The organism is Armatimonadia bacterium (assembly GCA_039679385.1).
GTDB lineage: Bacteria > Armatimonadota > Zipacnadia > Zipacnadales > JABUFB01 > JAJFTQ01.
Genome location: JBDKVB010000102.1, coordinates 12,453 through 33,683, shown reverse-complemented (window position 1 = coordinate 33,683; position 21,231 = coordinate 12,453). Strand labels below are relative to the sequence as shown.

The 21,231-nt window shown below is 65.3% G+C and carries 14 protein-coding genes; 7 read left to right on the top strand and 7 right to left on the bottom strand.

The features are described from left to right. Positions 1–29 precede the first annotated feature (29 nt). Together ABFE16_12170 and ABFE16_12165 are read right to left on the bottom strand one after the other, a co-directional pair. Positions 30–872: a fumarate hydratase gene (locus tag ABFE16_12170; GenBank protein ID MEN6346045.1), complete on the bottom strand. Its 843-nt coding sequence runs from the start codon at positions 870–872 to the stop codon at positions 30–32. 223 nt (positions 873–1,095) lie between these two features. After that, entirely contained in the window at positions 1,096–2,304 is a 1,209-nt protein-coding gene (locus ABFE16_12165; GenBank protein ID MEN6346044.1) for a hypothetical protein, read from the bottom strand. A gap of 183 nt (positions 2,305–2,487) precedes the next feature. Here ABFE16_12165 and ABFE16_12160 point away from each other — a divergent pair, with 183 nt between their 5' ends. Further along, on the top strand, positions 2,488–3,159 hold the full coding sequence (locus ABFE16_12160; protein MEN6346043.1) for an LON peptidase substrate-binding domain-containing protein: 672 nt from the start codon (positions 2,488–2,490) through the stop codon (positions 3,157–3,159). A gap of 40 nt (positions 3,160–3,199) precedes the next feature. Here the strand turns inward: ABFE16_12160 and ABFE16_12155 are convergent, their stop codons facing one another. After that, positions 3,200–4,210, bottom strand: a complete 1,011-nt coding sequence (locus ABFE16_12155) for an SGNH/GDSL hydrolase family protein (GenBank protein ID MEN6346042.1) — start codon at positions 4,208–4,210, stop codon at positions 3,200–3,202. A 202-nt stretch (positions 4,211–4,412) separates the two neighbouring features. On the opposite strand from ABFE16_12155, the gene ABFE16_12150 reads away from it, so the two are divergent. Both ABFE16_12150 and ABFE16_12145 read left to right on the top strand, forming a co-directional pair. Beyond that, positions 4,413–5,351 carry an NAD-dependent epimerase/dehydratase family protein gene (locus ABFE16_12150; GenBank protein MEN6346041.1) on the top strand — a complete coding sequence of 313 codons (939 nt, stop codon included), beginning with the start codon at positions 4,413–4,415 and terminating at the stop codon, positions 5,349–5,351. A gap of 56 nt (positions 5,352–5,407) precedes the next feature. Then, positions 5,408–6,268, top strand: coding sequence for an SDR family NAD(P)-dependent oxidoreductase (locus ABFE16_12145; GenBank protein MEN6346040.1), 861 nt, complete (start codon positions 5,408–5,410; stop codon positions 6,266–6,268). 24 nt (positions 6,269–6,292) lie between these two features. On the opposite strand, the gene ABFE16_12140 is transcribed toward ABFE16_12145, so the two are convergent. Continuing rightward, complete coding sequence (locus ABFE16_12140; protein ID MEN6346039.1) at positions 6,293–7,063, bottom strand: aldolase/citrate lyase family protein; 771 nt, start codon at positions 7,061–7,063, stop codon at positions 6,293–6,295. Positions 7,064–7,345: 282 nt separating this feature from the next. Here ABFE16_12140 and ABFE16_12135 point away from each other — a divergent pair, with 282 nt between their 5' ends. Next, the gene (locus ABFE16_12135; GenBank protein ID MEN6346038.1) at positions 7,346–10,015 is read left to right on the top strand and encodes a heparinase II/III family protein; all 2,670 of its coding nucleotides are present in this window, start codon (positions 7,346–7,348) and stop codon (positions 10,013–10,015) included. Between the two features lie 82 nt (positions 10,016–10,097). Next, the gene (locus tag ABFE16_12130) at positions 10,098–11,024 is read left to right on the top strand and encodes a PAC2 family protein (protein ID MEN6346037.1); all 927 of its coding nucleotides are present in this window, start codon (positions 10,098–10,100) and stop codon (positions 11,022–11,024) included. Positions 11,025–11,069: 45 nt separating this feature from the next. Here ABFE16_12130 and ABFE16_12125 read toward each other — a convergent pair whose 3' ends face one another. Both ABFE16_12125 and ABFE16_12120 read right to left on the bottom strand, forming a co-directional pair. Further along, positions 11,070–11,459 carry a hypothetical protein gene (locus ABFE16_12125; GenBank protein ID MEN6346036.1) on the bottom strand — a complete coding sequence of 130 codons (390 nt, stop codon included), beginning with the start codon at positions 11,457–11,459 and terminating at the stop codon, positions 11,070–11,072. Positions 11,460–11,470: 11 nt separating this feature from the next. Further along, positions 11,471–14,836: a sugar-binding protein gene (locus ABFE16_12120; protein MEN6346035.1), complete on the bottom strand. Its 3,366-nt coding sequence runs from the start codon at positions 14,834–14,836 to the stop codon at positions 11,471–11,473. A gap of 216 nt (positions 14,837–15,052) precedes the next feature. Here ABFE16_12120 and ABFE16_12115 point away from each other — a divergent pair, with 216 nt between their 5' ends. Beyond that, on the top strand, positions 15,053–18,244 hold the full coding sequence (locus ABFE16_12115) for a heparinase II/III family protein (GenBank protein MEN6346034.1): 3,192 nt from the start codon (positions 15,053–15,055) through the stop codon (positions 18,242–18,244). Positions 18,245–18,334: 90 nt separating this feature from the next. On the opposite strand, the gene ABFE16_12110 is transcribed toward ABFE16_12115, so the two are convergent. Continuing rightward, positions 18,335–19,831: an alpha-N-arabinofuranosidase gene (locus ABFE16_12110; protein ID MEN6346033.1), complete on the bottom strand. Its 1,497-nt coding sequence runs from the start codon at positions 19,829–19,831 to the stop codon at positions 18,335–18,337. A 203-nt stretch (positions 19,832–20,034) separates the two neighbouring features. Here ABFE16_12110 and ABFE16_12105 point away from each other — a divergent pair, with 203 nt between their 5' ends. After that, the gene (locus tag ABFE16_12105; protein MEN6346032.1) at positions 20,035–21,189 is read left to right on the top strand and encodes an anhydro-N-acetylmuramic acid kinase; all 1,155 of its coding nucleotides are present in this window, start codon (positions 20,035–20,037) and stop codon (positions 21,187–21,189) included. The last annotated feature ends 42 nt before the right edge of the window (positions 21,190–21,231 follow it).

Below are 21,231 nucleotides of genomic sequence, written 5' to 3'. Positions count from 1 at the left end.
GGAGCTGCGACCAGATCGCTTCGGCCCCCTCAGAGTTCCACAGTGAGATGACGAGCGGCATGGCATTGCACGTTCAGCGCCACCGGCAGGCTGGCGATGTGGCACGGATGACGCTCCACGTGGACCGAGAGCGCCGTCGTGCGACCGCCCAGGCCCATCGGACCGATCCCCAGCGCATTGACCCGGCTGAGAAGCTCCTGCTCGAGCTCAGCCACCTCGGGAAGGGGACTCGGCGCACCAACCTCGCGCAGCAGCGCTTCCTTGGCCAGCAGCGCAGCCTTCTCCATCGTGCCGCCAACTCCGACACCGAGAACCAGTGGGGGACAAGGCTTGCCTCCGGCCTCGGCGATGCGCTCAGTGACGCGCCGCAAGATCCCCTCGCGACCCTCCGCCGGGGTCAGCAGCCACACCGCGCTCATGTTCTCACTGCCGCCCCCTTTGGGAGCAATGGTGAGCCTGAGCCGATCTCCCTCCACGAGCCGCACATGAACGACGGCGGGTGTGTTGTCGCCCGTGTTGGTGTCGCGGCGCAGGGGATCCCGCACCATGGACTTGCGCAGGTACCCGGACTCATAGCCGGCACGGACGCCCTCGTTGATGGCAGCGTACAAGTCGCCGCCGAGATGGACGTCGCGTCCCAGCTCAACGAAAAGGACGGCTACGCCGCAGTCCTGGCAGATCGCAAGTCTCTCGGCGGCAGCGACCTCGGCGTTGCGTAGGAGGGTATCGAGCACCTCGACTGCGACGGCACTGGTCTCTTCTTCGCGAGCGCGCTGCAGGGCTGCCCGAACATCCCCGGGAAGGTCGTAGTTGGCGTTCCGGCACATCACGGACACGGCTTCCGTGATGGTCTCAGGGGCGATCTCTCGCATGGTCAACTCCTGAAGGGAACTGCGTCCCCCTCTTTGGGCCGGCGGCAGACCCCGTGTCGGCTACGCCTCGACCAGCCCTCCACCGTCCCGGCACAACACGACCCCTATGATACCACGCGCCGCAACGGACGCAAACGGTGCGCAGAAGGACGACTCTGCGCGTGCCTCGGCAGCAGGAAACCCACGGGAAGTGGAGTCAGATCAGGGCTGACGACGACCGAACTCACGTCTTGAGGACGAACAGCGGGTTCAGCTTGGCGGCAACCTCACCCAGACCGCACTCGACGGTTCGATCGACCACCGACTCGTCCCGGTAGCCCCAGTTGAGGTCGCGCGGCTCGCTGATGATCTGGGTGTCGTTCTGACCTGCGCGCTCCAGTTCGAAGTAGCGGGTGTTGTTGATCTCGATGACCCGGCGGACGCGGCTCAGATGGGGTAGCGAGTACCCGGCCCCGTGTGGAATCACGTTGGCATCGCGCAGACGCTCTATCAGTCCCCAGCGTTCGGCTCTCTCGCGGAAGCCCAGGGCATCGATATGCTCGTCAGTGAGGTTCGGCAGACCCTTGAGCAGGAAGGCCGGACGATCGGCGCGCACCATCACACCCAGCAAGTGGTTCTCCGGCACGCTGGTCGTCTGGCACCCAAGCAGGACTTCATTGTCATTGAGCAGCCCCTGGTGGTTGATGTTGCCGAGGATCTCGAAATCGCCGAACAACGACTCGGCGGCCAACATCCGGCGCTTCATTGCGAAGTCATCGGTCTCCCAGTACAGGTCGATGTACTGGCGTGCCTCGTCGCCGCGGAGCAGATGCAGGGGACCCCAGGGAGTGTCCAGAACCTCGCAGCGTCGCTGCCATTCCGCGCTGTCGTCCCAGTACAAGCCAGGGCCGTACGAGCTTTCGGCTCGGAGCTCCGCACCCGAGGCGTGTACCACGAAGGCATAGGGAGGCAGGTCACGCCCGGGGCTTGAGTCGTCGGTCTCGAACACGTCGATGAAGTGGTTCCCGGTACCGAAGTCCCACTCAATCGGCACGCCCTTGATCGTAACCTGATGGTGCTGCAGTTGGTGCAGGCGCTTGGTCAGAGCCCCTGCGTCAGGCCGCTCCCGCAGGCCGCCCATGAGCATCCCGCAGGTGTTTGGCTTCACATCGAGAACGACCAGGTCGCGATCGCCGTCACCCCAACTCAGACGACCACCATAGCCGATACCGGCCCGCCAGCGTCCACTGTTGCGGGTGATCGTCATGTCCGGCGTGCCGATGAAGGAAGCATCGGCAGGGAAGCCGAAATGGGACTGGGCGAAGTGGATCTTCGCGAGGCCAAAGGCGAGATTCGCCGCGCACAGATCGGCTGCGGCGTCGCTAACCGCCATCGAGAAGATATGCTCTCTCGCGCGCTGCAGGGCCGTCTCACGATCAATCATATCAGACATGGCGAAGACTCCTCATAAGCTACTATACGGGGTAGTTCGTCGCCAGACCCAAAGCCTCCTTCCCGTTTGTGAAAAGGTCTATGCGGCAATACTGCAACCGTCTGGAATTGCGACAGGAGGGCCTCTGGTCTGCCGAGGAAGCAGCCAGCGGTCGATGGACGCGGTCAGTTGGAGGTGGGAACCGTGCGGTTACCCTTGATGCCCTTGAATGCGGTGCTATTCCCCTGGATGCCCATGCCCCTGGCAGTCTTCGAGGAACGCTACCTGCGCATGGTGCGTGAGTGCCAGGAGGCAGGGCAGCTCTTCGGCATCGCGCTAATCCGGCGTGGCCCTGAGGTCGGGGGTATCGCTGAGCCCTACCGCATCGGCACAACAGCCCGCCTGGTGCGGACCACACCTTCGGAGCCCGGGCTGCAGGCGCTCGTGATCGGCCAGGAGCGCTTCCGTGTCGACAGCGTCGAGGTCGAGGATGACATGCTGAGAGCAGAAGTCACGCTGCTCGAGTTCGAACAGCGTGACCACATGGTTTCCTCAGAGCTCTGCCAGGAACTTGGCCAGATGCTATCGGCACACATCGAGACGGTGCTGAAGCTGATGGGGATGCCCGCCCTCGACCTTGCAGTGCCCGACGACCCGGAGCGCCTATCCTATATGATTGCGGCGCACCTGACGGCCTCCCTGGAGCAGCGACAGCAGTTGCTCGAAGTGGAGACCGCCGCAGAGCGTCTCCTCTACGAACGCGAGTTGCTTCGCGAGGAGAGCGAGCAGTACCGTGAACTCCTCGCGGCCTTTGAAGTGGCTGAGAAGACCCAGCCGGGAACCGTCAGCAAGAACGGTCTGTTCTCGCGCAACTAACCCTCCAGGCACCTGCCGCGTGTCCGGGTACTCGACGGTCTCAAGCCTGGGCTTTCTTGAGTGGCACTCGGTCCAGCACCTGCTCCACGAACCTCCTGCCGAGCACTTCATAGCCGTCGCCGTTGGGATGCAGCAGGTCGGGCAGATAGGGCTCGACGCAGTCTTCCCCGAAGAGCTCGAGACCGTCCGCGTAGTACAGGTTGGCATCCCCGCAGTCCTTCAGCCGCTGCACAGCGTCCTGCAGCTCCTCGCGCATCTTGGTCAGGCTCAGGCCGACGGCGTTGTCGGCAGTCTCCCGCGGCGGTGAGATGATCGGGGAGACGATGACGATCGGAGTGATGGGCTGGCGCTCCCGGATTACCTGCACCATCCCGATGACCGCCGGCCGGAAGGTCCGTGGCGATAAGCTTGACCCGCCCTGGACGTTGATCCCGACCTTCAGCGAGATGAGGTCTGCCGGCACGTCACGGATCATCCGCGCGATCATCGGGTCGAGGTGGCATTGCCCGCCGTAGCCGAGGCAGGTCAGATTCAGGTTGGCGATTCTGGCAGCCGTCGCAGGCCAGGTGCGAGCCGGACTGTGCGCCGCTCCGCAATGGCTAATGGAGCTCCCGTAAGTGGTCCACCGTGGGCGATCGTCCGGGGCCGGCGCGAGACTTGCGCCTTCGGGCACCGCGAGCTCACGAAGCACCACCGGGGCCACCTGCGTCAGCCAGATCTCGTAGGTCGCCGCACTCCCGGTCAGCTTCATGAAGCTGACCGTGTCGGCATCCGCCGGCAGAACCACCGTCTCCAGCAGATCGCCCCCGCAGGTCAGGTCGAAGCTGCGAACTCCCCCGAAGCTATCGCACAGAAGCTCAACCCGATCCGCCTCCGTGGTGAACCGCACACGGACTCCGGCTGCGTTTCCTGCGGTGTTCACCATGCTGTCGCCCGGTGAGGGGAATAGTCCGATCTGGGGGAAGGGGATACGCCAGGGCTTCACCGCGTCGCCAAGGGTCTCCAGCGAAAGGGCGCCGTGGACATAGGACGAATCGATCCTGACTCTCATGGGAGTAACGGCCTCCGGTCACGGATATCAGCACAGGGGTATACCGCTCAAGCGCAGAACGTGGTACAACCTACACGTATTTCGCCAGGCTGACTGGCCAGACCTCCGGCCATGGGCACGTTGCATGGCCGCTGCGTCGCGCGGTGTGTGGGCAGAGGGGCAGGGTGCCCCTCCTGCTGAACCCTTGGAGGAAAGATCCCAAATGCGTCCCAGAGCTGTTGTGGCCGGGGGAGCCGGCTTCCTTGGCTACCACTTCGTAAAGCACTTGCTGTCCCGCGACTTTGACGTCGTGGTTCTGGACAACTACGCCACCGGTACCCGCCGGAATGCGCAGGACTGCTCCATACCCGACCGCTGCGACTTCATCCAGCACGATATCTGCAAGCTCATCGACGTCGCCGGACCTGTGGACTACGTCGTCAACCTTGCCTGTCCAGCCAGCCCGGTTGACTTCGACCGGATACCCATCGAGATCATGCGGGCCTGCAGCGAGGGCACCCGCAATCTCCTCGAGCTCGCCCTGCGCAAGGGTGCCGGCTTCCTCCAGGCCTCCACTTCGGAGATCTACGGAGACCCCGAGGTCCATCCGCAGTGCGAGGACTACACGGGCAACGTCAACATCATCGGGCCTCGTGCCGTCTACGACGAAGGCAAGCGCTATGCGGAGGCCCTCTGCTTCGCCTTCCACCGCAAGTACAGGGTGCCGGTTCACATCGCGCGCATCTTCAATACCTACGGTCCGCGAATGCGCTCCGACGACGGTCGCGTGGTCTCCAACTTCTGCATGCAGGCCCTTACGGGCCAGCCTCTCACCATCTACGGAGGAGGCCGGCAGACCCGCAGCTTCGTCTACTGTGAGGACGAGGTCGACGGGCTATACCAGCTCATGACCTCCGAGCACACCGGGCCGATCAACATCGGCAACCCGACGGAAACCTCGATCCGCGATTTCGCCGAGCTGGTTCTTGAACTCACCGGGAGCAAGTCCGAGCTGTGCGACCTGCCGCTGCTGCATGAGGATGACCCGAAGCGCCGTCGCCCCGACATCAGTCGCGCGCGGGAGCTCCTGGACTGGGAGCCGAAGACAGACCTGCGCACCGGGATCGAGCGGACGCTGGAGTGGTTCCGAGAGCTGATCTGAGAGCACTCGACGAGGCAGGACGGCACAACCCAGTCTGTGACAGGCAGGTGTAACCGGTGGACGGCAGATTCAGCGGGAAGACCGCTATTGTGACAGGCTCCTCCTCAGGGATCGGCAAGGCAACCGCCTTGCGACTGGCCCGTGAGGGAGCGAGTGTCTGCGTCGTGGCGAACAACAACGTTGAGGGCGGGCAAGCTACTGCGCAGGAGATCGAGGACGGCGGCGGACATGCGCTGTTTGTTCAGGCCGATGTGGGTATCGGCGACGACTGCCGTCGCGTCGCCGAGGAGACGCTGCAGGCCTTCGGACGGGTAGACGTGCTGATCAACAACGCCGGGATCACCCGAGCCGCGCCCTTGCTCGAGATGGAAGAGGACTTCTGGGATCGCGTCGTGGGGACGAACCTGAAGAGCATGTACCTGATGAGTCGCGCGGTCATCGGTAGCATGCTCGAGAGCGGTAGTGGCAGTGTCGTGAACATCTCCTCGGTCCATGCCGAGGCGACGGTTCCGGGCTGCTCGGCCTATGCAGCCTCAAAGGCCGGCATCTGCGGGCTCACGCGAGGGCTTGCCGTCGAGTTCGGTGCCCGGGGCATCCGCTTCAACTGCATCCTCCCGGGAACCATCGACGTCAGCCTCTACGGCCGCAAGAACCTGGAGGTGGACCGCGAGACCTGGCAACCTCGGACGAGTGAGATGCAGGTTCTCAAGCGTCTCGGGTCGCCGGACGAGATCGCTGCAGCCATCTGCTTCCTGGCCTCGGAGGAGGCCTCCTTCGTGAACGGGGCGACGCTGACCGTCGACGGTGGCCTCCTCGATCGTCTCGGCGACCGACCCGTTGTGCCTCCTCAGCCCAGAAGCCCGCAGGCGCCTCAGGCTCCGCAGGGACCCCAGGCGCCACCTCCGGCACGCAGCTAGCACACTCCCCGCAGCCTCTGAAGCCTAGAGGCTGCGGGCCTTCGACAGAGCCTCCCGAGCTCCGGCGGTCATGAAGCGCGTCTCGCTGCACAGTGCGAGAAACCGGAAGCCTTCCTTCTGGCGGCGCACAGCATCCTCCGGGCTGAAGACGTGCAGCCCCGGTGCGACGCCATGGCGCTCACAGGCCTTGCGAATCTCGTCGACGGCTGCGGCAAACTCGGGGTCGGTCACGTAGGCGCCGGGCGCGAGGCCCATGGAGGCTCCCAGGTCATTGGGCCCGATGAACACCGCGTCGATATCCGGCACCGAGAGCAGGTCATCGAGCCGCCCGACGGCGTCGATGTGCTCGATCTGGATCACGACCAGCGTCTCGTCCTTGGCGCGGTTGAAGTAGTCGCTCCCGCTGGCGCCGAAAGACATTGCGTGCAGCGATCCGCCCATACTCCTGCACCCGCGTGGGGGGTACTTGGCCCAGGAGACCGCGTCCTCCACCTCCTGGCGCGTGTTCTGCATCGGGTAGATCACACCCCAGGCCCCGGCGTCGAGCACACGCTTCACGTTCTCGCCGCTGGCCCAGGGAACGCGGGCAAGCGGGACGCCGCCGGCCTGCGCAATCGCCTGGAACATCAGGGCTGCCGTCTCGATGTTGATCGGGCTGTGCTCCAGGTCTACGTTGAGCCAGTCGAATCCCACTCCGGCCATGTGGTAGGCGACGAAGGGGTCCGGTAGTCCCAGCCAGGTACCGATCGTCGTGCCGCCCTCACGCAGCGTCTTCTTCACGGGGTTGGTGCGCATAGTGGTCCTCCTGCCTGCCTGTGTGCGAAGCGGATCTCTTCGACCTGAGTTTCTCTCCGAGGTTCAGCCGTCCCTCCCCATAGCCTGCAGAGCCCTCTTCGATACCCAAAGGGTAAGGGCCCTCTGGCGACGAATTCTCATGCATTACTGGTGTGCGACAGGCCATCTCGCCGAGGGTACTGGGTGCGGCCTACGCGAACTACCGAAGGCAGGTTGGCAATGACATACCTACCCCGAGTTTCGCTCTTTCTGGGCTTCTTGGCCCTGGGCTTTGGAGCACATATGGCTAGCTTCGCCGATGGTCCCGAGAGCACGAAGCCTCAGACCCTTGCCGCTGCGGAGCAGGCGGCGAAGCCCGCCCTGCCTTCCTACCGTGACATCCTCCGCGTGCCGATTCCCGACAAGTTGCCCGACCATCCACGGGTCTTCTGCACAGCCGCCGACCTCGCCCGCATCAAGTCCGACCTCGCTGCCGGCGATGCCTACACGACGGCCGTCGTCACCCTGATTCGCAGCCAGGCCGAGGACGCCCTGCGCAGCTCGCCCGACTACGCGTCTCGCCAGCCCACACGCGGCGACTTCTCAACCGCTGCGATTCTTGCCGAAGCCTACGCCCTGACCGGCGAGCGCAAGTATGGAGAGCGCTGCCGTGAGATTCTGCTTGCCTGCGCCCGCGTCTGCCCGACCCTCAAGACAACGCCTTCACGAGGGCGCTTCACCGACAGCACGCTTGGCGAGGGTCCGCTGGCGATCGATGCTGCCATGGCCTATGACCTCATCGCCGGAACGCCTTTCGTTAGCGCCGACGACAGCCGCCTGATCGAGCGCGACCTGCTGCGAATCCTCGGCTGGGAGTGTGGCCATCGCTGCGGCCATATGAACTCCAGCAACTGGCGTAGTTGGGCGCTGACGATCGTCGCCTCTTGCGGCTTTGCGATCGGCGACCGCGAGCTCATCGAAGAAGCCATCAACGGCGTCTGGGACCCCGACCGTCGCGGCTACCTGTATGGGATCGTGCAGCAGCTCACCCACTCGATCTTCTCCGACGGCATCCACTGGGAGCGCTCGATGGGCTATACCTACTACACGGCCTCAGCGCTGGTGCCCATCATGGTCGCGGCGAGGAACTCCGGCATCGACCTGTGGCACGCGAAGCTCCCCGGCCTGATGGGACCCTTCGAGGGAAGCGCACCGCACGAGGAATACGGACCGGCGGGTGACCGCTCGATTCGCGCCTTCCTCGATGCGCCCTTCTACTACGCCTTCCCCAACGGGAGTCTGGCGGCCGTCGGCGACTCCGGCTCACGCGCCCTGGCCTATCATCCGATCTACGAGTTGGCCTATCAGGAGTACGGTGACCCCAAGTACGCCTGGATCATTAGCCGTGAGCGCAACTTCGGCAGCAAGGTCCCCGGTCCCTGGGACCTGTGGCAGCCCTCAGGCAAGTCCGAGGGCAAGGTCGTCTTCGGTGATGCCCACGATGGTGAGGCCGCCTTCCAGCTCAAGACCGAGGCCGGTGGCCGCTGCGCCCTGGTTGCCAACGTGACCATTCCCGTCGACGCTGCGGTCGAAGCGACTGGCTGGGTCAAGGTGCTCAAGGCCGGAGGCGGCAGCGCGCACCTGCGATGCAACTTCGGTGACCAGACCCTCTTCTCGAACCGGGTGAAGGACGGCGAGGGCTGGCAGGCGGTGAAGGCCCAGATTCCGCCGGACCCCGAGGGCAAGGCCGGGCAGTACCGTCAGGTTCGCCTTCATGTGTTCCTTGAGGACGGCGCCGGAGAGATCCTCTGGGATGACCTGAAGGTAACAGTGGTCCCCACCGGCCGCAACGTGCTCCAGAACGGTAGCTTCGAAACGCAGGGACGAGACGGCCGCCGCCTCGACTTCTGGAGTCTTGTGCACAGCCCGAAGGACGTTCCGGCTGGCGAGTATGACCTGAGCAAGGACGCGCGGATCGGAATCAGCGGACGCCATGAGGCCGGTTGCACGCTCTTCCAGATTGGCGGCTTCGCGATCCTGCGCAACCGTCCACTGGACGTGGAGTCGACCAGCGTCAACTTCGCCTTCGGGCCCTACGGGAGCGGTCACGACCATCCCGACCGGCTTAGCATCGACCTGTACGGTCTCGATGAGGTTCTGTGCCCCGACGCCGGTTCCTGGGGCTACGACAACCCCATGCACCTGACCTGGGCGAACCAGACCATCGCCCACAACACGGTGACGGTGGACGAGGTCGCCCAGCTTCCACAGGCGATGTCCAACGGAATCTGGACCGGAGAGTCGGGCGATATGCGGGTGTATGGCGTCTGCCGACTGTTCCACTCTGGTCCGGTCTTCAAAGCCGCGCGTGCGACCTGCGACACCGCGTATCCCGGCGTCCTCCTCGACCGGACGCTGTGCCTGGTGGACAACTACGTCCTGGACGTCTTCCGCGTATCCTCCGACAAGCCGCACACTTACGACCTGGCTCTCCACGGGCCGGGGCAGGTGAGCAGCAGCGCCTCGCTCAGCCGGCTTGCGCAGAATCCCATCACGGCTCGCGGGTATGCCCACCTGACGGAGGTGCGACGCGGTGACGTCCCCGCAGGCCTCTGCCGGGTCGAGTTTGCTGAGGGGCCCCGGAAGCTGTCGGTGCTGCAACTGCAGCCCGCTGACGCCGAGATGATCCTTGCCAAAGACCCCTCTCGGGGAGAGACTCACAGTTGCGTCATCGACCGCCGCAAGGGACCGGGAACCGTCTACGTGAGTGTGATCGAGCCACACCGGGGCGAGGCGGCAGTCGCTGAGGCTACGATGCAGCAGTCGGGGGAGACGATGGTGGTGATCGTGAAGCACCGGGGAGGCGAAGACCGCTTCACCCTCTCCTCAAGCCTGACCGGAGCAGTGACCTTGCAGCGGCTTGACGGCCGAGGAGCGGCGCTTGCCACCGAGACGGCAACGGCCGGTCTCTAGCCCGGCGTCATCGGTCTGAAGCAGACGAGTGTCGTAATCCTGCGAGGATGCGGCCGCTGAGCACGGCCAAAGGTGATAGGGCATGGAGCAACTGAAGCTGCGCAGCCGGCCGGCCATGGAGGCACCCTCTCTGGTGCTGGCCTTCACCGGATGGATGGATGGCGGGCACGTCTCCACGGGCACCGTGGAGCATTTCCGGCGCGAGCTCGCCGCCATCAAGATCGGCGAGATCGACCCCAATGACTTTCAGGTGTTGCACCTCCCCATCCTGTCGGGCCCGGTGACGCTGGTCGCCGACGGCGAGGTCGCGACGGTGCGAGCGGTCAGCGGCATGGAGCAGGCTGGCCTGCTCAGGCCCCACTGTGCGATCCAGAACGGCCTGGTGCGTCAGCTCTCCTTCAGCAAGAACGAGCTCTACGCGGCGCCCGAGGACAACCTGCTGCTGTTCTCGGGTGAGGAGCCGCACCTGCATTGGCGTCAGTTCGCCGACTGCCTTCTCGAGGTGGTGGAGACCTTCGGCGTCCGCACGATCGTCTTCGTGGGGAGTGTCGCAGCCGCGGTCCCGCACACCCGGGAGCCCAGGGCACATGCGTCGGTCTCACGCCCGGAGCTGCGCGCCAGGATGTCCTCTCTCAATGTCAGCTTCAGCGACTACGAGGGACCGGCCGGCTTCGTTACCTACCTCATCACGCGGGCCAGTGAGCGCAACGCCGACATGTACTCCCTCGTGGTGGACATCCCGCACTATCCGCTCCTGGAGATTCCCACCTATACCCCAAGCCTCGTGAGGGGAATCAGTGTGGCGTCGCAACTGCTCGGGATACGGGTGGACACTTCGGGTCTGCAGGAGACGGCTCAGGCGATCCGGACCCGACTGAAGGAGCTGATGGGGGAGAACGAAGAGTTCCGCGAGCTGGTCAGGAAGCTCGAGGAGGCCTACGACGCCGAGGCGAAGGCAGCCGACGATGAGATCATGCGACGCCTCATCGACGGCATCGACCCGGTCTAGCCGCCTGCGCACAGCAGCCTCGCCCCGCAGCACACGATCGGTGGCCTACTGCGCCTCCTCCGTGACCAGACGCGGGGGAAGGGTGTGCCGTCGCAGGTACTGCATCACCTGGCGCACCCACGCCATGTCGCAGTCCATCGTACACTCTTCCAGCCGGTTCTCTCTGATGCAAAGTAGCGGGCAGCCAGGCGTTCCCGTGCGTCGCTCCGCATAGTCCGGCCCATCGTACAGGTCACGCAGATGCGCTGTCTTCACGGCCAGCGTGGTCCTGCAGCCCGGAGTGTCATGGGTGAGGAGCAGCCAGCCCTCAAAGGGGTTCGCAAAGCTGGGCTGGTAGCCCTCAAGCGTCAACTCAGGATCCAGGACGAAGGCCGAAAGGCTCTCCCAGGATGCAGAACAGCAGGTACACTCCTTGAACGGGGTCTCGACAGCCATCCAGCAGGACCTCAATCTTCGGCGTCCTCCAGCAGCACTACCTCACAGCCATAGGGCGCGACCGAGCGGGTCGTCGTCGCGTCCCCAAACCTCACTTCAGCGCTTGCCTGCTCCCCCCGGAAGTTCATCAGAAGCACCAGTGTCTTCCCCCCGTGGGCGAAGGCAGCCCAGTCGGTCTCGGGAAGCCCCGTCACCGTGACCCTCGCGTCGCAGCGTTGGGTGGCCACGAAATAATCCTCGTAGCGGGCGATCAACTCCGTCGCCTCGGAGGTAGCATAGAACGCCCCACCCTCCATTGGAGGCAGCCACCAGATCAGGCAGCCCTGACAGCCGCTCTCGACGTACTGACGGAGGATGCGGTTCCGCCAGGTCTCCATACGAGGTGCGCCACTTCGGCTGTCACGGTCGGACAGGTACCACAGCTCGCCGCCCATGAAGGGCACCTTGCCCAGCGCTTCGACCGTGCTGTAGACCTCATCGCGGTGCCCGTTGTAGCCGGCGATCGCGAGGTCGATGAACCGGGCCATGCGGAACCAATCCACGCCGTAGTGCTCACGCGTGCGCTCGCCCTGATAGCCCGAGTAGATGGAGAACTCGATGGGGCGGTCCGCCTTGCGCAGCATCTCCCGCAGCTTCCCGACCATCTGCGCGTTCTGCTCACAGCGGAAGTCGGTCCACAGCCGCCGATACTGTCCCTGGAGGGTCTGCGGCGTCAGCACCGCCTCCGCTGGGAGTTTGCCATACCGGCGGAACTCCTTCAAGCAGCGGTCGCAGGTGCAGAAGGTCGGTGGGTCGAGCACGGACTGCTCGAAGTCCCAGTCGACCCCGGCGCAGTTCTCTGTACTCACTAGCCTGAGGACCCATTCCTCCAGCTTCGCCAGGGGCTCCTTGCCCTCGTCGAGGAACCATGTCGGGCAGATTGCCCGCAGCATCGGCTTGCCGCTGAAGTCCCGTGCCTGCAGTTCGGGGTGTTGCTCAAGCCACTCGGCGGCGCCCGGCGGAGCACTCCACGGCTCCCAGGGCAGGCTCAGGATGACCTTGTGGCCCTGCGGGAGCAGATGCGGTACGACGTCATTGCTCGAGCGTCCGTAGGTCCAGGTGATCCCGGAGGCCCGGCAGTTGTCGGCGAAGGCCTTTGCGACCTCCGGCGTGGTGAAGACCGACCCGTAGTAGCAGGGGCAGATTCGCGCCCTCGCGGGCTGGACGTTCTTGAGGGCCGGGAGCACCACGAGGCGGCTGCGACTGGGCACCTCCGTGACGGTCCCGTCGAGGACCTCGCAGTACGTGTACATCGGCATCTCACCTAGCGGCATGTCTCCCGGTGCCTCCAGCAGCAACCCCACCAGGGGCTGCGAACTGGGTGAGCGCAGGTCCGCGCAACGCACATCCATCTCGACGACATACTTGCGGCCTGCCTTGACCGGCACCGACCCCTGGTTGTCCACCCACAGGGCCTGCTGCCGGTTCGCGGTCTCCGCCGTCGAGACTATCTTGATGCAGCGACTCCCGTCAGGCCCCTCGGGTTTGAGCATTCCGTGGTTGCCCCAGGTCGGCTCGTCCAGCGTGCCCATCTTGAGCAAGTTCTGCTTCGCGTCAGCCGCCCGGAAGACCACGTTGTCCACCCAGGCCGTGCCCACGATCCCGCGGTCCTGCCACTTGATGACCAGCGGCCGGACGTTAGCGGCCCCCGCAGGCGCGGTGACTTCTGCAGTCAGGTGACGCCAGTCGTGAGTCCCGCCGGTGCGCAGGGAAGGCTGATATGCCAGCGTCCCGCCGCTCTCATCACCCCAACGCAGGGACAGCTCGATTCCGTCGCCAGGCACTCCCGAGTAGTGAAGCCGATAGCGTGACATGGTCGCGCCACCTTCAGCGCTGATCGGCTCCGAGGTCATCCCCGGCGTCACCGAGCCCAGCGGGTCGAGCGCCACACAGCGCACCGAGTCCGGAACCTCCACGAACATCGAGTAACCGTTCGTCGGCAGCTCCGGCGGGAGGTGCAGGTTGAGCCGGACGAACTGGCGACTACCTCGCGGCAGGTAGCAGGTGTCCGTCCGCGGGAACAACTGTGGGCCCTGGAGCGGAAGGTAGATCGCACAGACGGCCCACAGCCGCTGCACACCGGGCTGGTCCTTTGGCCAGAGCTCTCCCTCCGAGGCGCGAGCCCAGTCCTTGCCCGGAACCGCCTGCGTCCAATCTTCCGACGGCGCCTGTGTGCGAGTCAGCCACCGCGACGGCAAAGGGCGCTGCCCGAGGCGGAGTTCAGGCTCCAGCCCTGGATGAGGCCCCGTTGCCTCCGCCGTCAGCGCCAGCACGTTCAGCCCCGGACGCAGCGCCAGCTTCGTGGCCTCAGCCCCGGCCTTCACCGGTGAGCCATTCAGTAGAACCTCGGCGCGCACGTCTGCCGAGCCAAGTGTGAGATCAGCCGTGGCGCCACCCAGGGACGTCTGCATCGGCGCGGACTCCAGCAGTGCGACTCCGTCCTGGAGCAGACGGTACGTGAGCTTCGCTTCACCCGTCGCTGCAGTCGCCGGGGGTGCCAGTCGCAGTGCCACGTTTCCGGAGGCCTGGGTCTGGGCCCTGACGGTCTGGCCGCCTGTCTGAAGCTGCGCCTCCAGAGTCGCACGACCCGTAGCTGACGGACGCAGGTTGCTGCGAAGCGTCACCTCACCGGCGCGTGCCTCCACAGTCACCGGTCCCAGCGCCGGACCAGACTCCGCGAAGCGCAGCCTTCCGTAGGCCTCCGTCGCGTGGAAATCGTTCTGCAGGCCGCACCAGGTGCTGAGCTCCTTCACCGCGCTGCGCTCGCGAGCGAAGTTGGCGCGCCACTCTCCGGAGGGCTTCGCGCTCAGCGACGAGAGCGGAATCGCCATCTCCGCCGTCCACCGGTCCATGCCCCGGCTGGTCACACACTGCCAGTCGCCGTTCCAGGCGGCGTCACGGTTGCGGGCCTCGTAGCGTCCCGTGCCCGAGTTGGTGGCGAAGTGGTAATACGCCCCCGGCTCGGGCTGCAGGAACACCTCAAGGCAGTCCTCGGAGAACACGCTGGCGTCGCGACCGGTAGCCTCGGCCTTGACCAGGTGCAGCATGTTCAGCTTCGGGTCCAGGTAGGGTTCGCGCGCCTCGATCCCCAGGTAGAGGGTCTGGTCGTCCCAGCACACCCGCACCTCTGTCTGGGCTTCGGGAAGTTCTTGTCCCGAGGCAGACAGGAAGGGTGAACTAACCACCGCCGCTTGCCAGCAGGGGTCGGTGAGCACACCGTCAAGCGCAGGGGGCTGTGTGGTCTGATAGGCCGTGAGGAGGGCCTGACCGGAACACGAGGCACAGGCGAGCAGGGCGCAGAGGACCACGACGACCGACAGAGCCTGAGATGTCTGCACGAGGCGTCTCCAGGGCGGCCGAGACAGTAGAGGCCCGGTGACGGAGCCTCCTCAGCCAGGGTGATGGCGTGCTGCAAGTCCTAGCAACACTTCCACCTGCTCGCGCGTCCAACCTCCCAGACGGGTCACCAACGAGGGCCCTGCGCAAGAACCGCCGGGAGGCCGGGTTGCAGGGAGTGGGGAATACCCGGCAAACGCAATGACCAGGAGGCCTCCATGTCGCGAACGCTCGTAGCCCGCTGTCTGGGCCTGATCCTCTGCTCCCTGTTGCTATGCCTGACTTCCTGTGCCGACGTCAAGACGGCCCCGCTGTACACGACCTCCTTTGAGGAAGGCGCAGCCGGTGCGCTCCCCGAGGGCTGGACGCTCTTTCGAGCCGGTTCAACCGGCATCAAGCTCTCCACTGCCCAGGCCCATACCGGCAAGATGTCCCTCCACGTCCTCGACGACAGCGCCACCGACGCCGAGGGTCTCCGCAGTCCCTTCATCCCGGTGAAGCCGGACACCGACTACACCGTGGAATGGTGGTGCCTGTGTGCGCCGGGCAGGGCCTGCTCCTTCTATGTGGAGTTCTGGGATGCCGACGGCAAGCGCATCGATCCCGACGGCGTGTCCTCGCTTGGGTGCCCTGACTCGGGCAAGTGGGAGTACAAGCGCGCCGTGCTTCCATCCCCGCCGAACGCCGTCAAGGCCACCGTGCTGCCCTACAGTCACTCAGGCGGGACGGGTGACGGCTATTTCGACGACATCACCTTCAAGGAGGGTGTTGTGGACGCCTATGACAGGACCCCTCAGCCGCCCGCTAAGGTGAAGCACCCTTGCGGGCTGTACCGTGAGGCGGACATCGCCCGGGCCAAGGCCAACATCGAGAAGTACCCCTGGGCGCAGGCGGTCCTGGCAGACCTCAAGCGACGGGCCGAGTTCTGGATGCAACTGCCGGACGACCAGATCGCGGAGTGGATCCCCGAGTTGACGCCGATCCGGGTGCTGAACTGCCCCAAGTGCGGCGCGAACTGGGACTACGCCTGGCGTGACCTCCCTCCGCATCAGATCAAATGCACACGTTGCGAGCTGGTTCTTCCCAGCGCCGACTACCCGGAGAACGGTAGCGAGACCCTCATCAATCCACTCGGGAAGAGGGTCACCTACACCTTCTACCAGAACGAAAAGGGTGAACGTTTCCGCATCAGCGGCCGGATTCGCTACCAGGCCATCTGCAAGCTGGACTCCCTGGGCGCCCTGGGCAAGTACTATGCCCTGACCGGCGATCGCGCCTACGCGGAGAAGGCCGTCAAGGTCCTGCGGCGGCTCGCCGAGGTCTACCCCGGTTACGTAGCCCACGACTGGAACCGCTTCTACCGCGACTACAGCAACCTCCAGTCCGGCAAGCTCTCGGGCTGGAAGCTGCATGATGCCCAGACCTTCACCCAACTGGTCACCTGCTATGACCTCCTGTACAACAGCGGCTGCCTCAGCGACGCCGACAAGGTGCTGATCGAGAACGGCGCTTTCCGCGAGGCGGTCAGGCTCTTCACGGCCACCTCTCCGGCCGGTTGCTGCATCAATGACGGCCCCTATGCCATGACCTGCGGCGCCCTGCTCGGGGCGATCCTTGGTGACCACGAGGCCGTCAAGTGGGCCGTCAGTCCTCCCGACGGCTTCCTCGGCTTCATCCGCAAGTACTTCCTGCGCGATGGCCACTGGGAGGACGGGACCTTCAGCTACGAGCAGATGTCCCTGGGACCGCTATACGGCTGCCCGGAGGTCCTTCAGGGTTACTCCGACCCGCCGGAGTATACGGGTGCGGACCGCTACGACAAGCTCGACCTGCTCAGCGACCCGATCCTGCGCAAGATCTACCTGGCGCCCCTGCGGGTGCTCATGCCCGACGGAACCGGGATACCCTTCAGTGACAGCGCTTCTGGCGCACGTCCGGCCAAGCAGCATGCCGAGACCAACTACTTCTGGTATCCCACGCCGGAGAATCGGCGGGTGCTCGCCTGGGTGTATGAGGGCAAGTACAGCGAGGCAGGTGGCGAGTACGCGCTCTTCCGCCGCGACCCCAACGCCGACCTGAGCAAGGAGACGCCGCTCGACCTATCCGCTGCGAGCACGGTGCGTCCGGGCGTAGGTTGGGCGATTCTGCGGGCAGGCACAGGCAAGGACGCAGCCGGCCTGTACTTCAAGTCGGGCGCCTATGGCTCCGGTCACGGTCACGATGACAAGCTCAACATCATCTACTACGACAACGGTGTCGAACTCATCAGCGACCAGGGCTACCTTGGTGCCCGCCACGAGTTCACAACCTGGAACCACTCCACCCTCTCCCACAATCTGGTTCTGGTTGACGGCCAACCCCAGCGGCGGACCAGCGCCGAGTTGCTCAGCTTCTCCAGCGGCGAGGCCTTCCAGACCGCCCTGGGTGAGTCCAAGACCGTCTACCCGGACGCAACTCGCTATGAGCGCTCGGTGTCTCTCATCGACCACGGTCCCGGCAAGCGCTACGTGGTCGACGTCTTCCGCGTGACGGGCGGCAAGACCCATGACTTCGTGATCCATGGCGCCGGCAAGGACTTCGTCGCTCCGCAGGGAGACTGGAAGCCCTTCGAAGGCGCAGTTGCCACCGACACCGCTGGTGCGAAGTGGCTCCGCAGCCAACAGATCGCCGCCGGCGACGCCGACGCGGTCGCGCAGTGGAGCGAAGCCGGCAAGGGTGTCACCGTCCACGTGCTCGGGCAGACCGGAACGAAGCTGCTCCACCTCACAGCCCCAGGCCTGCGCAATCGCAGCAACCCCTGGGAAAACCGCGACCTGCACCTCCTGGTGGTGCGTCGTGAGGGTCCGAGCAACACCTTCGTCAGTGTCATCTCGGCCGACGGCAGCGCAAAGCCGCTGACGGTATCCTCCGAGTCTGCGAAGGCCGAGAGGGGAGAGGTCGCAGGTGTCCGCGTTCAGGGAGAGGGCTTCGACGACCTGATCGTCGTCGGTGACTTCGAGAGCGCCAAGGGCGTGACGACCTGCGGTTCGCTGACCTTCCGCGGTCGTGTCGCCTTCCTGAGTCGAGGTGCGACGGAGAACGCCGCCTGCCTGGTCGATGGTTCAAGCATCGACGCGGACGGGATGAAGGCCGTGTCGGAGCCCCCGGTGACGGGCAAAGTGGTATCCGTCGACCAAGAGCACTTCAGCGTGGTGCTCGACACCGACCGCCTGCCTGAGGGCGACGGAGCACGTGGCCAACAGTTGTTCCTGCGTGGTGCCCCCGATGGTGCCTATGAGATCGACAGCGTCAAGATCTTGGGCAACGGTCGCTGCACGGTCCTTCTCGCCGACCAGCCCTTGCTGAACTTCAAGCCGGGGCAGAGCTTCTTCTTCGGAAGCCGCTGCCTGGTGCGTTCCGCTGCACACTAGATCCAGCCACCTCTTCGCACACAAAGGGCCGCGCCCGATTCACTCTCGGACGCGGCCCTTCTGCTTGTCTCCCCAAGCCTCGTTGCAGCCTTACTTTGCCAGTTGCAGCACGTTCCACGAGGCCGCTGGCAGCAAGGCAGTGAGCTGCCCACCATCCACTCTTGCACCGGTCATGGCCGCCGGTGCCACCGTCTGAGGTGCATCGGCGCTGTTGCTGGCGAGCAGGTCATCGTGCCGCAGGGCCGTCCAGCTCTTCAGCTCCAGCCCCTCGAAGGCCCGCAGGTCCACCGTCATCTCCATCGGCTCGGTCAGGTTGCGGTTCAGGCAGAAGAGCGTCACCGCATCGCCTTCCGGCCCCAGGACCGCCGCAAGCTTCAGGTACGGCACGCCCTTGCGGTCCTTGCAGTCATAGAGCGGCGAGGTCGTCAGCGCTCGCAGAGCGGTGCCTCGACCGAGGTTCGACGCCTGTGCGAAGGGGTAGAAGATGCTCTGCCGCCACGCTCGGCCACCCTCCTCCGTCATGATGGGCGCGATCACGTTCACGACCTGCGCGAGGCAGCCGATCTTCACCCGGTCGCAGTGGTTGATGAGCGAGATGAGCATCCCGCCGACGCACAGCGCGTCCTCCATTGTGTAGCGGTCCTCGAGCAGATGTGGCGCCTCGCTCCAGGGCTCAGGCTTGGTTGCGTCATGGGAGTGGAACCACACGTTCCATTCGTCGAAGGACAGCATGATACGCTTGCGGGACTTGCGCCGCGCTCCGGCAGCATCGCAGCAGGCCACGACCTCCTCAATGAACTCTCCCATGTCGTCCGGCTTCGAGAGGTAGTTGGCCGTGTCGCCATCACGGTTGCCGTAGTAGGAATGGATCGACAGGTAGTCGATCTGGTCGTAGGTGTGATCCAGTACCTCCAGCTCCCAGGCGCCGAAGGTGGGCATCCCGCGACCTGACGACCCGCAGGCCACGAGCTGGATCGACGGGTCGGTCCACTTCATCAGCTTTGCAGCCTCGCAGGCGACGCGACCGTACTCCGTCGCGCTCTTGTGGCCCATCTGCCACGGGCCGTCGAGCTCGTTGCCAAGGCACCACAGCTTCACCCCATGGGGCTCTTCCCAGCCGTGCTTGCGGCGCAGGTCACTCCACGCCGAACCTTTGGGGTGGTTGCAGTACTCCACGATATTCCGCGCTTCCTCAGGGCCACGGGTCCCCAGGTTGACCGCGATCATCGGCTGCGAGTTCACCGCTCGGCACCAGTCCACGAACTCATTCGTCCCGAAGGTGTTCGGCTCGAGGGTCTTCCAGGCCAGGTCCAGCCGTCGCGGTCGCTGGTCCAGTGGGCCGATGCCGTCCTCCCAGTTGTAGCCGGACACGAAGTTCCCGCCCGGGTAGCGCATGACCGGCATGTTGAGCTCGCGGACCATCTCAATGACATCCCGGCGGAAGCCGTGCTCGTCGGCCGTCGGGTGGTCGGGCTCGTAGATGCCTTCGTAGATGTGACGCCCCAGGTGCTCGGCAAATCCCCCGTACAGGCGGGGGTCAACGTCGGAGATGATGTAGTCCTTGTCCAGGATGACGTGTGCCTGCATCGTAACTTCCTCCAAGGCCCCGGAGGCCCAGAGCCAGAGTTCACGCCGACAACGCCGCCGTCTTCGACGTTGCCCTTCCAGTCACCTTCACCTCGCAACCAGACGCAGGCTTCCGTCGACTGCCCTCGAAGGTGCGGCGAGGACGACAGGGAACCTGCCCTCCTTGCCTGCTTCGAACTCACCCACACCCGCGGGGATACGAGATGGCAGACGCTGAGCAGCTTCTGGTCGGACTGATGTCGGGGACTTCCACCGACGGCATCGACGCCGCGGTAGTCGGTCTGACCGCGAGAGACCCGCGACCAGGAATCCGTCTGCTGGCCTTCGTCTCCGAGCCCTATGACCAGGGGTTCAGGCAGGAGTTGCTTTGTCTGGCGAGCGGCAAGGGCTCGCCGGCTGACCTGGCGTGCCTCAGCTTCTCTCTCGGCGAACGTCTCTCGGAGGCGGCGAAGGCGGCCCTCCAGCAAGCAGGTGTGCAGGCCGATCAGGTCCTGGCGATCGGAAGCCACGGGCACACCGTGGCGCATCTCCCGCAGCCTGGAGGCCCTGGCCGACCGGCTGCGACCCTCCAGATCGGCGAGCCCGCTGTCGTGGCCGAGCGTCTCGGCCTGTGCGTGGTCTCGGACTTCCGCGTCCGAGACATGGCCGCCGGTGGACAGGGCGCGCCCTTGGTGCCCTACTTCGACTACTCCTTCCTCACGGACGACTCCCTTGGCCGCGTCGCCCTCAATCTGGGCGGCATCGCCAACCTCACTGTCTTGCCCTCGCGGGGCCGCCTGGGGGACGTGATCGCCTTCGATACCGGTCCTGCGAACATGCCCCTCGACCTATCGGTGCAGCGTCTCTTCCCAGGTGGCCGAGGCTATGATGAAGACGGCGCCCTTGCCGCCACCGGTTCGGTCGACGGAGCGCTTCTGGCCTCGATCCTCGGCCACGAGTATTTCGCGCGACCCTATCCCAAGTCTTGCGGGCGGGAGCAGTTCGGGGAGGCCTTCGTGGCGGCGGTCCTGTCGCGAGCCGGTCATCTGTCTCCGGCCGACACGCTGGCGACCCTCACCCGGGCCTGCGGTCAGGCGACCGGTCACGCGATCGCCGAGGTCCTGCGAGGTCGCGAGGGTCCCTGGGAGATCGTGGCTTCCGGTGGTGGCATCCACAACCAGGCCCTGCTGGGCGCGATCGGCGTTTCAGCCGGGATCCCGCTGATCCTCAGTGACCAGCTCGGAATCCCGGCCGACGCCAAGGAAGCCATGGCCTTCGCCTTCCTGGCCTGGGAGACGCTGCGGGGTCGACCGTCGAACGTACCCTCTGCCACCGGCGCACGAGGCCCACGCGTGCTGGGCAAGATCACCCCGGCCTGACGCGCGACGGTTCCCCAGAGGCACGCTCGGGCGCTTTGCCGG

What these genes read in the sequence shown, in the direction of transcription:
- ABFE16_12150 (MEN6346041.1), top strand. Translation starts at nt 4,413, where the DNA reads ATGCGTCCCAGAGCTGTTGTGGCCGGGGGAGCCGGCTTCCTTGGCTAC.
- ABFE16_12170 (MEN6346045.1), bottom strand. Translation starts at nt 872, where the DNA reads ATGCGAGAGATCGCCCCTGAGACCATCACGGAAGCCGTGTCCGTGATG.
- ABFE16_12105 (MEN6346032.1), top strand. Translation starts at nt 20,035, where the DNA reads ATGGCAGACGCTGAGCAGCTTCTGGTCGGACTGATGTCGGGGACTTCC.
- ABFE16_12110 (MEN6346033.1), bottom strand. Translation starts at nt 19,831, where the DNA reads ATGCAGGCACACGTCATCCTGGACAAGGACTACATCATCTCCGACGTT.
- ABFE16_12135 (MEN6346038.1), top strand. Translation starts at nt 7,346, where the DNA reads ATGGCTAGCTTCGCCGATGGTCCCGAGAGCACGAAGCCTCAGACCCTT.
- ABFE16_12125 (MEN6346036.1), bottom strand. Translation starts at nt 11,459, where the DNA reads ATGGCTGTCGAGACCCCGTTCAAGGAGTGTACCTGCTGTTCTGCATCC.
- ABFE16_12130 (MEN6346037.1), top strand. Translation starts at nt 10,098, where the DNA reads ATGGAGCAACTGAAGCTGCGCAGCCGGCCGGCCATGGAGGCACCCTCT.
- ABFE16_12115 (MEN6346034.1), top strand. Translation starts at nt 15,053, where the DNA reads ATGTCGCGAACGCTCGTAGCCCGCTGTCTGGGCCTGATCCTCTGCTCC.
- ABFE16_12165 (MEN6346044.1), bottom strand. Translation starts at nt 2,304, where the DNA reads ATGTCTGATATGATTGATCGTGAGACGGCCCTGCAGCGCGCGAGAGAG.
- ABFE16_12155 (MEN6346042.1), bottom strand. Translation starts at nt 4,210, where the DNA reads ATGAGAGTCAGGATCGATTCGTCCTATGTCCACGGCGCCCTTTCGCTG.
- ABFE16_12140 (MEN6346039.1), bottom strand. Translation starts at nt 7,063, where the DNA reads ATGCGCACCAACCCCGTGAAGAAGACGCTGCGTGAGGGCGGCACGACG.